Raw genomic sequence first — 12,614 nt, forward strand, 5'->3', positions numbered from 1 at the left:
TTATTTCCTTTCATAGATATAGGATTGAATCTCATCTTTCATCTCGACTGGCACCATCATAACGGCCTGTCGTGTTTGAAAATCGACTTCCTCGCCAGCAATCGTAAAAACCTTATAACCCAAACTCTCACCTAGAATACTTGCAGCCGCATAATCCCAAGGTTGTAAATAAGTGATATAAGTTAAAAGTCGACCTGACAGCACCTTAGCAAAACTAATAGCGGCGCTGCCATAAACTCGTGTCCCAAGTGCAGCATTTCCCAAATCCGCTAAGCCCCATTCGTTAGTCGCTAACATTCCAGAATTACCAGCTACCAAAAATTCTCTCAAGGGTTTCTTTTTAAAGAGTGGTAAAAGTTCGTCATTGCGACAGGGCGGGAAGTCTCCTCCACCATGGTAACAATCACCCTTCATAACATCATAAATAATACCAAACTTACCAACACCATCCTCAAAATAGGCCAGCATAACAGCAAAATCTTCACCTTGTGCTACGAAGTTGTTGGTTCCATCAATAGGATCAATAATCCATACAGAACCTTGTCCTACTGCTGCACGCACGCAGCCTTCTTCTGCACAAAATAGATCATCTGGATAGCGAGAACGGATTCTTTTAATAAGTAAGTCTTGAACTTCTTTATCTAACTTAGTTACCAAATCTGTAGGGGAAGACTTTTTCTCAACATGGAGATCTTCTTTCATATGCTGGAGAATGTATTCCCCAGCTTCCCTGACAATTTCTTTGGCAAATGTAAATTTATTTTCCAAGTGAAATCTTCCCTTCTCCTTTTTCTTTGGCCAACTGGACTGCACGGTAGAAAGAGTATCCACTAACTGATTCAAACTCACGTCCCAAACGTTTTTCTTCGCTCTTGCTAGGCACAACTGACTTGAATACCTTGTAGGAATCTAATAGTTTCTTAACATCTACCTGTGTCTCATAGGCAGCTTCAACATCATTAAAAAAAGAAAGCACTGAAGCAAGTTCTTCAGTGCTCCACGACAAATCTAGTGGGTAACTATACTGTTTATTCATCTAATTAATACCAGCTCTTAATGTAGCTTCTTTCAATTCTTGCTTACGATAACTACGAGGAAGAAATGCACGAATCTCATCTTCATTAAAGCCAATCTGCATACGTTTATCATCAATGATGATTGGACGACGCAAAAGACTAGGATATTGCTCAATTAAATTAAGCAACTCTGTCACCGAGATACTTTCCACATCGATATTTAACTTTTGGAAAATTTTTGAACGAGTTGAAATGATGTCATCGGTACCGTTTTCGGTCAAGGAAAGAATGTGTTGCAATTCTTTTCTTGATAAAGGACTGGTCATAATGTTGTGCTCTTGGAAAGGCACTTTATGATTATCAAGCCAGGCCTTTGCCTTACGACATGATGTACAACTCGGTGATAAAAATAGTGTAATCATGCTATTCTCTACTTTGCATACTTTTCTAACTCTATTATACAAAAAAATAAAGCGCTTGACTAGTTATTTCCGTAAAAAAACCTACTTTTTAAAGAAAAATAAGTTTTTCGTAAAATTTTTAAAACATTTTTATGCATTTATTCTCTTTTCGGTAATTTTTTCCAACTTAGTAGATAAACGAATCCAAAAATTAACTCATACAAGCAGAAAAATAGGAGAAAGGCATGCAGGAAAAAATCCTCTGGTAAAATAAGAATGACCGAATCTTTAGCGGGATCAAAAAGCCAGGTATCATCACCTACAAATAGAATCTGATGAAACAAGGTAAAGAATTGTTCAAAACCAATGAAGACGCCAACTAAACCAAGAACCAAAGGTAAAGACAGCATAATCAAGAGACCTCTGCGATATAGAGACAGAAAACCTTTCTGAATGACTTGCTTCCAAAAAAGGTAGAAAATCGGTAGAGTTACGATTGCTACTCCTTGCGCTAGGTGAAAGAGTCCCTTTACAACCACAAAGTGGTGAATTCCAGAGGCAGACGAAGGAAAATCTGGCATTGCTAATACTTGACTCAATGGATTGGTCAAATAATCCATCAAAACATTAAAGTTATGTTGGATGGTCTGAGGTTGGACATGAACACGACTTGTCAGATTTAACCAAGAAATCTCCAGAGGGTATACCAACCAAGACAGGTAGATGGTCAATAAAATAGCAAGCGAGAGGAGAAAGAGAATACTTCCTACAAAAGTAAATTTAGTTTTCATCGAAATTCCACTCCGATAGACTTGAGAGGACATGGGTTGGGGCGATTGGTAAATCCGCTACTTCTTCAGGTTTTGTAAATCCTGTCGTCACCAAAAGGCTAGGGATCCCATTGTCAATACCAGCGCGAATATCAGTAAGATAATTATCCCCCACCATGACAATTTCTTGGCGTTCAAGTCCTAGGTGTTCAACAGCCTTATCCATAATAATCGCGTTTGGTTTTCCAATATAAACTGGTTTTACGCGAGTTGCTGCTTCAAGAAGAGTAATCAGTGAACCAGCACCAGGTAAAAGTCCACGTTCTGTTGGAATATTTAAATCTGGATTGGTGCCGATAAAATGAGCACCTTTATGGATAGCTAGGGTTGCAGTAGCAAATTTTTCATAGTCAACTTGCCAGTCCAAACCTACAACCACATAGGCTGGATTTTCTTTATCTTCAACATAACCAGCTGCTTGAATAGCTTCCTTGAGCCCTGCTTCTCCAATCACATAAACGGTCTTTTCAAGCCCCAGGTCATTCATGTAATCAATGGTCGCTAAGGTTGCAGTATAGATTGTCGATACAGGCGTATCAATATTAAACTGATTTGCCAACATCTCTTGGACACTTTCAGGTGTACGAGTAGTGTTGTTTGTTACAAAAAGATAGGGAATCTCTCTCTTTTGTAACTCGTGAACAAATGCTTCACCAGCTGGGATCCTATCTTTTCCTTTATAAATTGTACCGTCTAAATCAATTAAATAGCCTTTATAAGTCATATATTACTTTCTAATCTGTGTTAATTTCTTGCCAAATTATCTTTGCCTGAGCATTAATATCGCCATCACTTGTGACTTGGTGATTGCTTTCTAGTTGATTCAATTCGTAACTAGAAGTAATCATACCACCTGGTCTAACTTCCTTGACATACTTGAGGTTGATTTTTTTAGGAATATGATTGGTTAGGAAATCTGCCCCCATAACCTCAAAAATCCAGTCCAGGTATTTGCTGTTATTGACGTGACCATTCATATCCAAGTCATAAAAACGAACATGGTAGTCCTTGTTAATCGCGTTTTCTAACTCTGTGTATTTTGGTCCACGGACTAGTTTCTTAGAAAACTCAGACTGATAAGGGGCGACAATTTCTGGAACTACAGGATGAACCTTCCGACTATCACGATCCATAAGAACAAAGGTAGCTACCATGCGAATGATTTCTTGACCATCTTCATCATAAATAGTAAATCGGCGGTAGCAAAATAGACGATTGTAAGTCAAGGCTTCCGTTTCAATTGTGATTTCCTCATCAAATTGAGGTAAACGTACAACATCGATATCATAATCAGTGATAATCCAGACTAGATTATACTGTTCTAAAACATCCTTGTCACTCACTCCTAGATTAATTGATTGCATTCCTGATACTTGCAGGGACAACAAAATAACATCTGGCAACTTGATATGGCCATTCATATCAGCCATATCAAAAGGAATTTTCATCTTCATTTGATAAGTTAAGCCCATAATTCTACTCCAATATAAATCGTTCTGCTACTGTATCTCCTAAAAAGAGACCTTTTTTTGTCATTCGTATTTGTTGACCTTCTACTTGTAAAAGACCTTGATGACATAAATCTCTTACAACTTGACCATATAAATTTTCAAAAGATGTGCCAAATTTTTCTTCGAATCTTGCTTTTGAAACTCCTGTCTTCTTGCGAAGTCCAAGAAACATCTCTTCTTCCATTTGTTCCCTTAGACTCAGGTGTTCCTCATTGATGCGAGCATTGCCTTCTTCTACTGCCTTTAGATAATGGCGGATAGGGCCATGGTTTTTATAGCGAACACCGTTTACATAGCCAGACGCACCTGCACCTATACCATAATACTCAGCATTATCCCAGTACATAAGATTGTGACGACTTTCAAAGCCAGGTTTTGAAAAATTTGAAATTTCGTAATGCTCAAAACCAGCACGCTCTAATTCAGCAATGATATATTCGAACATTTCAGCTTCTACTTCTTCTTTAGGAAGTGGTAATTTCCCACGACGCATACGATTCATAAAGACCGTATGGTTTTCTAGAATCAAACTATAAAGGCTCATATGAGGTATATCAAGAGCGATGGCCTTGGCAACATTGTCCTTGACCTGGTCCATAGTCTGACCAGGAAGAGCGTAGATCAAGTCAATGGAAATATTATCAAACCCTGCTAACTTGAGACGATCTATATTTTCATAGATATCTTTCTCTAAATGACTACGACCAATTTTTTTCAGCATTTTATCATCAAAGGTTTGGACGCCCAATGAAACACGGTTGACTGCTGAATTTTTCAAAACTGCAATCTTATCCTCATCCAAATCACCAGGATTAGCCTCAATGGTTAATTCTTCTAAGACTGACAAATCTAAGTTTTTAGTCAATCCATCCAGAAGCACCTCTAACTGTGGCGCAGACAAGGCTGTCGGTGTACCTCCCCCAATATAGAGAGTACGCAACTTCTGAATGTCATAAGAATGAAATTCTTGCAGTAGATGTTCTAGATAGCTGTCTACTGGTTGATTTTTAATAAAGACCTTAGAAAAGTCACAATAATAACAGATTTGTGTGCAAAATGGAATGTGCACATAAGCTGATGTTGGTTTCTTCTGCATAGTATTTATTATACCACAAAGACTTCCCTCAATAAAAAAATCACCATCTCCGACTCTAAGGGAATCAAAAATGGTGATTTCTATTTTAATCTTCTTCGATTTCGATGATGATTTCTTGACCGTCTTCTGGATCTTCAACAACTACTTTTTCTTCCAATTGTTCCTTGAGATTATTCAAGGTCTCTTTTGAAGCTTCAGTCGCTTGTTGAGCTAAAGATTTAGATTTCTCAAGAACTGAATCCAAGGTAATTTCGCCTGATTCTACTTGTTCTTTTGTCTTTAGAACAAAATCTCTGGTTTGTTCTTTGACTTCTGTCAATTTTTCGATTGCTTGTTCCTTAGCATATTCTGGATCTTCTCTCAGATCTTCAATAAAGTCTTGTGCCTGACTAGTAACGCGTTTTCCTTTTTCACTTGTTAGAAACAAGGCAACAGCCACACCTGAAACAGTTCCTAAAAGGATTGATGATAATTTACCCATGAGTTATCTCCTTTTTATTTTTTAAAAAATTTACTTGCAATACGAACGGCAGATAAGCCTGCACTAGTCTTTAATGTTTTTGAACCTGCAGATGATGCTTTTTTACTCAAGACACGAGCCTGCTCATTTAAGTCAGAGACAGAAACAGAAAGGTCTGCAACTGCTGTAAAGAGTGGATCAATGGTTGCAACTTTGATATTGATATCATCAGCAAGAACATTGACCTTGGCAAGAAGTTCGTTTGTGTGATGTAGAGTAACATTCACATCTGAAGTTAGCGTTTTAACAGTATTTTCAGTTTCATCGATTACACGTCCAACTTTTTGAAGGGTAATAATCAAATAAACAATAAATACAATCAAGGCAATAGCCACAATAATATAAGCAACTTCTAACATTTTAATTCTCCTTTTTTACATTATAAAATGGTGCTTTTTTCCGATTTTGATAAACGATAATATAAATACCAAGTCCAATTAATAGAACAGACAACCACTGAGATACTCGAAGTCCAAAGAACATGAGACTATCTGTACGCATGCCCTCAATAATCATACGTCCAAAACCATACCAAATTAAGTAAAAGGCTGTGATATGACCACGACGAATGCCATTTAATCGGCGTCTAAAAATAACAATTAAAGCAAACCCAATCAGATTCCAGATAGATTCGTATAAGAAGGTTGGTTGACGATAAGAACCATCAATATACATCTGATTCTTAATAAAACCAGGTAAATAATCAAGGTTTTCTACAACTGCTCCGTAAGCTTCTTGGTTAAAGAAGTTCCCCCAACGTCCTAGACTCTGAGCAATCATTACACTCGGAGCTGCAATATCCAAGAAATCCCAGGTATTGATTAATTTACGGTCTGCGAAAATATAAAGTACAATCGCTCCGGTAATTAGACCGCCGTAAATCGCAAGACCACCATTCCAGACAGCAAATATCTCCCCTAAATGTTGGCTATAATAGTCAAATTTAAAAATAACATAGTAAAGTCTCGCGCCGATGATTGACAAAGGAAATGCCACTAAGATAAAGTCCAGAATATCTTCTGATAAGATTTTCTTTTTAGGAGCTTCTTTACTTGCCAAATATACCGCTAAGATAAGGCCTGAAACGATACAAAGTGCATACCATCTAATGGCAAATGGACCTATTTGAAAAGCAACTGGATCAATCATTTTGCACCTCGTTCTTTTCAATTAATTTCGTCAATCTTTCTTCAAACAGACGCGTCGCATCAAAGCCCATGTCTTTTGCACGATAATTCATAGCTGCCGCCTCGATAACAACAGAAATATTGCGCCCTGTTTTAACTGGGATGCGGATACGTGGAATGGTAACTCCAGAAACTTCTAGTTCTTCAGCATTATTTCCTAAGCGATCAAAGGTCTTATGTGTATCATAATTTTCCAAATAAACAGCTAGCTGAACTTGTGAAGAATCCTTAACTGCACTGGCACCGTATAGACTCATGACATCGATGATTCCTACTCCACGAATTTCGATCAGATGTTTCAAGATTTCAGCAGGTTCACCCCAGAGAGTCATTTCATCCTTAGAATAAATATCTACCCGATCGTCTGCTACCAAACGGTGACCACGTTTAACTAGTTCTAAACCTGTCTCACTCTTACCGATTCCACTATCACCTTGAATCAAAACACCCATACCATAGATATCCATTAGGACCCCATGTACACTTGTACGTTCCGCTAAACGTGAATCAAGATAGCTAGATAGTTCTCCAGACAAACGACTGGTTGCTGTACGACTAGTTAAAATCGCAATTTTACATTCTCTAGCAGCCTTCAACATTTCCTCTGGAACCACCAAACCACGGGCAACGATGACCGCAGGTGTTTCTGGTAGGAACATTTTTTTCAAAACAGTATAACGGTTGTGAGAAGACATACTGATCAGATAAGACCATTCCTTCATCCCCAACAATTGAATACGCTCTGGAGTATAGTAATCAAAATAGCCTGTCATTTCAAGACCAGGTCGCGTTATATCTGCAGTATTAATTTCCTTTTCAAGTAATTCAGGCTCCCCATAGACAATGTCTAATCTAAGCTTCTCAATTACTTCTTTTACTGAAACCGACATATATTTCTCCTTAAATCGAGTTCTCTTACTATTATATCAGATTGTAGGAAGAAGTTTGTATTTTTTACCGTGTTTACGCTATTAATTTATCTGATAATATTTGAACGATACAAAAAAGGATTAAACAACAAATTGTTGTCTAATCCTTCTGACTATTATTTCATAATAGATAGTGTACTTTAGTTATCTTGTTTCTTTAAGCCCAAGACTCCAAGACCAGCTACCAAGAGTGCTACTCCTGTTGCAAACAATGATTCCTTAGAACCAGTATTTGGCAATTCCTTTTTAGATTCAGATGTTGTAGACGTAGTTTCAGGTCTTGTTTCTTCAGTTGTTTTACCTGAAGGAGTTTCTTCACTTGATTTACCTGGAGTTGTCTCAACTGTTGTAGTAGTGGTAGTTGATTTTTCTGTTGTTGTAGTTGTTGAAGTAGTCGTTGGCTCTTCTGTCATTGTCGTTGTTGAAGTAGTCGTTGGCTCTTCTGTTGTTGTCGTTGTTGAAGTAGTCGTTGGCTCTTCTGTTGTTGTCGTTGTTGAAGTAGTCGTTGGCTCTTCTGTTGTTGTCGTTGTTGAAGTAGTCGTTGGCTCTTCTGTTGTTGTCGTGGTAGTTGTAGTCGTAGTACTAGTTGTTGTTGTCATAGTTTGTTCAACTTTTTTATACCAGTGGATACGATTTCCTTCACGGTCTTTTTCTGTTTTTACAAACTCATATCCATCAATAGTAGCTGGATCTTTCCAACCCTTATCCTGTGGTTTAAGATTTTCTTTTGTATCGATATCTTTGTAGTCTGTGACAAGCGTATCCAGAACTAATTGTGCACCTGCAGAGTCATTAATGATACGGTAAATATAGATACCCTTTGAATTTTTCCCATCAATAGTTGCCGTAGCTACTTTCGAAACATCATATTGCATTTTTTCAAGATCAATCTTAGATTTATCGATGATATTAATACGGTTTTGACCAACACCGAAGAATACTCCTAATTCTTTTGGAACATCTCCTGAAATCATTTCAAGTGTGATTTTCTTAGCTGAAACTGAAGTTACTTTAAACTTAGGTGCTACACCTGTTGGGAATACATATGCTCCATATTCGTTCACTTCATATGAACTGTATACAGGTAAGATAAAGTAAGCTTGGTGTGTGTCGCCCACTTTAATTGCATCATCTCCACTTGTTTTCCACTCGATACCTGAAGCATCATTGAATTCTAACTCAACAGTTGAACCAACTTTCATACCTTCACTTCCACGAACTTGGAATTGTGTAGACGTTTCATATGAGCCATCTGCATTGAACTTAATTGTATTTCCAGAAGGTGTAAAGTTAATTGAATTTGTCTCAGTAGCAAATTGTTCTACTTTCGGAATATCTACTGTACTTGTCACAGAAGAAGATCCCACTTTAATCACTTGGTTTAAAGTGTAGTCTTTATTTGCGATTACAGCTCCATTATAAGCGTTATCTGATTTAATTTGGAACTTGACTTGTTTCAATACATCTGGTTTTTCAGCTTCAATAGCTTTCGTAAATGTAACTTTTAGTGTAGCACGTGTTGATTCTAATTGAGCTTGTTCCATTTGAGCTTTGTCGTTAGAACCTTGACGTGCTTTATTGACGTTTTCAAACGAAACAATTGAAATTTTACCAATTGTCTTACCTTCGTAAGTGACATCCTTACCATTTAATTGATTTAAGATAGCAACGTTTTCTAATGTAACTGTAACATAGTCGCCTTCTTTCACATCATCTTCTGTAATTGAAAAAGAAAGGTCTACATCTGTATAGTATTCATAATATTTAATGTCATGATTTTTAATAGTACCAGTCACTTCTGCAGCTACTTCTCTAGCTTCACGTGCAGGAGTTTCTGTAGTTGTTACAGCTTCGGCAGTAGTTGTTGCTTCAGCACTTGTTGTAGAAATTTGCTCAGCTGTCGTTGCTTCTTCAGCAGTAATAATTTCTTGACTTTGAAGTGCAGCCAAAAGCACTCCAGTAGACAACAAAGTGATCAATAATTTTCCAAACCTTTTCTGGTTTTTCATCCCCATTTACCTCCGTGTAAAATTACACCATTTTAATATGATTTTACTATATTTGTCTATTTAATTCAACTAAAATATATAATTTATTTTATAACTAAAATAAAAAGATTTTTTACTATTAAGTTTGAACTTTTTCCAATTCATAAATAATCATTGAAACATGTAAAATTATTCGGGTCTTAAGAATACAAAAAAGACTAGACAAGTCTAGCCTTTCATTTTAAATTAGAATTTTTTACGTTTACGAGCTGCTTCTGATTTACGTTTACGTTTTACAGAAGGTTTTTCATAGAATTCACGTTTGCGTGTTTCTTGAAGAGTACCAGCTTTAGTAACCGCACGTTTGAAACGACGAAGTGCATCGTCAAGAGATTCATTCTTACGTACTACTGTTTTAGACATTTTTTTCACTCCCTTCAAGTTCAAGATCTATTCTATTTTACATGGATAAGAGCAATTTGTCAAGACCAAAATGCTTTATTCCATGAATTTCCACTATTAATTTCAAACTTGCTATTATCACTTTTTTATAAAAAATAATTTATTAAGTAGGAAGATTTATATACACTCATTAAATTGAAAAGAGAGCCTTTCGGCTCTCTTTAAGATAGTGTAGATTTTCTAAAAATTATTATTTAGTAAATTTACGTTTCATAACAACTGTTCCTGACATGATTACCACACCAGTTAATACAAGTACTAGGCTTGTAGACTCACCAGTAAATGGCAGACTTGGTCGCTCTTCTGTAGTAGTTGTTGTATCTGCAGGTTTTGGAGCTTCAGTCGTTGTTGTATCTGCAGGTTTTGGAGCTTCAGTCGTTTTTGGAGCTTCAGTTGTTGCTGGAGCTTCAGTCGTTGTTGGAGCTTCAGTTGTTGGAGCTTCAGTTGTTGCTGGAGCTTCAGTTGTTGTTGGAGCTTCAGTCGTGGTTGGAGCTTCAGTCGTGGTTGGAGCTTCAGTTGTTGTTGGAGCCTCTGTCGTGGTTGGAGCCTCTGTCGTGGTTGGAGCCTCTGTCGTGGTTGGGGCCTCTGTCGTGGTTGGAGCTTCAGTCGTGGTTGGAGCCTCTGTCGTGGTTGGAGCCTCTGTCGTGGTTGGAGCCTCTGTCGTGGTTGGAGCCTCTGTCGTTGTTGTGGTTTGTTCTTTTGGATTGACAATTGTTTTGGTAACTGACTTATCTGCTCCAAAATCTGTTGCATTTACTTCTGTATCTGCAGCTTTCATAACATAACCTTTTGGAGCTTCAACCTCTGTGAGAATATACTTATCTTTTAAAAGACCAGTTACTGTAATTTTTCCTTCAGCATCTGTAACGTATTCTCCAATAACTTGATTATTAGCTTGTCGTACGACTTTAAACTTAACACCAGCTACTGGTTGATTTTCATCATCAACTTTATGAATATTAATTGTAAATACGTAACCAACCCCTGAACCACCTGCTACTTGAACGACAGTGGATTGCTCAACATATTTAACAGCCTTTCCTTTACCTTTTAATACAGCATCATTATTTAATTTTTCTCCGTCTGCTGGTGAATAATTGGCTTGAACTTTATATTCAATTCGATATTGATCTGACTCTGTGATGTCACCAAGTTGTACAACAAATGATTGTCCATCTTCACTTACTGTAACAGTATGTTGGTCTGTTACATCTGTTCTATCAGTAAATTCCCAAAGTCCTTTAACATAGTCAAATTTACCTTTGATAATACGAATACTATCTTTAATATAAGATGCATTCGAAAACTTCAATGTGTCTTCTACTGTAGCATCTTGAAGACTTTCCTTAGTACGGTTGATTGAAATGGTATAAGAGAGTGTCTTTTGATCTTCACTACTTACCCATCCTGTTTTAGAAAACAACACAGGGTTTCCATCTCCAACACCGGTGAAGTTAACTTTTCCAACTACTTGTGCTTTCCCATTAATCGTTACCTCGACAGGGATTTCTCCTTCTTCAGGGTGTTTTTGGAAATCTACTCGAGTATAAACATAGAAAGAACCTTTGGTATCAGAGTGTTTTTCAACATAATCAGTATAGGTTAAGACGATATGTTTTTTTGTTTCATCAATCTGAGCATTTGCGATAATTTCATTTGTTTTCTCATCACGAATTTCAAAGTTTTGGGATTCTATATATAGAAAATCTGATAAATCAACTGTAGTTGTATCGCCAGCTTTAACATTTTTATCTGTTAAGTCATAATTTGCATTTAGCTTAAATGTAACCCACTGCTGCAAATCTTTATCAAGATTACCACCTTTTTCATTCGTAATATTGAGTGAAGTAATTGTGTCAACAGTCTTACTATTAGACGTAGTAGCCGATGTTTCAGCAGCAGCTTTTGTTAAGCTTAGTGAAACAAATACAGTTAATATACAAACAATGAAAAAGATAAACGATAGTTTTTTCTTATTCATTTTCATGTCTCCTTTAAATTATTAGTTTATTAAAACTAGTACAGTATACCAATATTTACATTCTATGTCTACTTTTATAACTAAAATAAACCAAAAAAAATTATCAAGATTACTTTTAGATATTAAATATGTCTTTTAAATCTAATAATAATATAAATCTATTATTGAGAATCGTTTCTTACAACCTTTTCATTTAAAATAGATAATCATTGTTTGTAAATAAAAAGGAGAGAGCAATGCTCTCTCCTCTCTAAAGAAACTTATCTAATATTATTTAGAAAATTTACGTTTCATAACTACAGTTCCTGACATGATTACCACACCAGCCAATACAAGTACTAGGCTTGTAGCTTCACCAGTAAATGGAAGACCTGGTTTGTCTTCTGTTGTTGTAGAACGAGCTGGTTCTGGAGTCGTAGTTGAACGACTTGGTTCTGGTGTTGTAGTAGGACGACCTGGTTCTTCATTAGTCGTTGTTGTTGTAGTTGTTGTAGTTGTTGTAGTTGTTGTAGTGCCGCCGTTACCACCACCGTTTCCTGGGTAATATGGGATTGTCGTAGTTGTTGTAGTTGGTGTTGGGGCTTCAGTTGTTGTTGGAGCCTCAGTTGTTGTTGGAGCTTCAGTTGTTGTTGGAGCTTCAGTTATTGTTGGAGCCTCAGTTGTTGGAGCTTCAGTCGTTGTTGGAGCTTCAGT

General features: G+C 36.9%; 15 protein-coding genes. All 15 read right to left on the reverse strand.

From position 1 onward, the window contains the following. On the reverse strand, window positions 1-768 hold the full coding sequence (locus NML75_RS07835) for an inositol monophosphatase family protein (protein ID WP_004252551.1): 768 nt from the start codon (window positions 766-768) through the stop codon (window positions 1-3). Next, window positions 758-1,036 carry a UPF0223 family protein gene (locus NML75_RS07840; protein ID WP_070678047.1) on the reverse strand — a complete coding sequence of 93 codons (279 nt, stop codon included), beginning with the start codon at window positions 1,034-1,036 and terminating at the stop codon, window positions 758-760. Before NML75_RS07840 ends, NML75_RS07835 begins: the two co-directional genes overlap by 11 nt. Next, the gene (locus NML75_RS07845) at window positions 1,037-1,438 is read right to left on the reverse strand and encodes a Spx/MgsR family RNA polymerase-binding regulatory protein (RefSeq protein WP_006148218.1); all 402 of its coding nucleotides are present in this window, start codon (window positions 1,436-1,438) and stop codon (window positions 1,037-1,039) included. Between the two features lie 137 nt (window positions 1,439-1,575). Beyond that, the gene (locus NML75_RS07850; RefSeq protein ID WP_004252546.1) at window positions 1,576-2,208 is read right to left on the reverse strand and encodes a TIGR01906 family membrane protein; all 633 of its coding nucleotides are present in this window, start codon (window positions 2,206-2,208) and stop codon (window positions 1,576-1,578) included. Next, on the reverse strand, window positions 2,198-2,971 hold the full coding sequence (locus tag NML75_RS07855; protein WP_004252540.1) for a TIGR01457 family HAD-type hydrolase: 774 nt from the start codon (window positions 2,969-2,971) through the stop codon (window positions 2,198-2,200). The genes NML75_RS07850 and NML75_RS07855 overlap by 11 nt, the downstream gene beginning before the upstream one ends. A 10-nt stretch (window positions 2,972-2,981) precedes the next feature. Then, complete coding sequence (locus NML75_RS07860) at window positions 2,982-3,719, reverse strand: acyl-[acyl-carrier-protein] thioesterase (RefSeq protein WP_004252538.1); 738 nt, start codon at window positions 3,717-3,719, stop codon at window positions 2,982-2,984. Between the two features lie 4 nt (window positions 3,720-3,723). Then, on the reverse strand, window positions 3,724-4,854 hold the full coding sequence (gene hemW, locus NML75_RS07865) for a radical SAM family heme chaperone HemW (RefSeq protein WP_225750470.1): 1,131 nt from the start codon (window positions 4,852-4,854) through the stop codon (window positions 3,724-3,726). 85 nt (window positions 4,855-4,939) lie between these two features. Continuing rightward, window positions 4,940-5,335, reverse strand: a complete 396-nt coding sequence (locus NML75_RS07870; RefSeq protein WP_006151782.1) for a YtxH domain-containing protein — start codon at window positions 5,333-5,335, stop codon at window positions 4,940-4,942. Window positions 5,336-5,349: 14 nt separating this feature from the next. Then, on the reverse strand, window positions 5,350-5,733 hold the full coding sequence (locus NML75_RS07875) for a DUF948 domain-containing protein (RefSeq protein ID WP_024053556.1): 384 nt from the start codon (window positions 5,731-5,733) through the stop codon (window positions 5,350-5,352). A gap of 1 nt (window position 5,734) precedes the next feature. Continuing rightward, window positions 5,735-6,523, reverse strand: a complete 789-nt coding sequence (gene lgt, locus NML75_RS07880) for a prolipoprotein diacylglyceryl transferase (RefSeq protein ID WP_074324898.1) — start codon at window positions 6,521-6,523, stop codon at window positions 5,735-5,737. Continuing rightward, window positions 6,516-7,451: an HPr(Ser) kinase/phosphatase gene (hprK, locus tag NML75_RS07885; RefSeq protein WP_006152247.1), complete on the reverse strand. Its 936-nt coding sequence runs from the start codon at window positions 7,449-7,451 to the stop codon at window positions 6,516-6,518. Before hprK ends, lgt begins: the two co-directional genes overlap by 8 nt. A gap of 179 nt (window positions 7,452-7,630) precedes the next feature. Continuing rightward, complete coding sequence (locus tag NML75_RS07890) at window positions 7,631-9,499, reverse strand: LPXTG cell wall anchor domain-containing protein (RefSeq protein ID WP_254804357.1); 1,869 nt, start codon at window positions 9,497-9,499, stop codon at window positions 7,631-7,633. Between the two features lie 225 nt (window positions 9,500-9,724). Then, window positions 9,725-9,901 (reverse strand): 30S ribosomal protein S21, encoded by a 177-nt coding sequence (rpsU, locus tag NML75_RS07895; RefSeq protein WP_000048054.1) that lies wholly within the window; start codon window positions 9,899-9,901, stop codon window positions 9,725-9,727. Between the two features lie 229 nt (window positions 9,902-10,130). Then, window positions 10,131-11,921: an Ig-like domain-containing protein gene (locus NML75_RS07900; protein ID WP_254804358.1), complete on the reverse strand. Its 1,791-nt coding sequence runs from the start codon at window positions 11,919-11,921 to the stop codon at window positions 10,131-10,133. A gap of 270 nt (window positions 11,922-12,191) precedes the next feature. After that, a partial coding sequence (locus tag NML75_RS07905) for an LPXTG cell wall anchor domain-containing protein (protein ID WP_254804359.1) occupies window positions 12,192-12,614 on the reverse strand: 423 nt, incomplete at its 5' end.

This window comes from Streptococcus sp. CF4-3, assembly GCF_024295385.1.
Classification (GTDB): Bacteria; Bacillota; Bacilli; order Lactobacillales; family Streptococcaceae; genus Streptococcus; species Streptococcus infantis_I.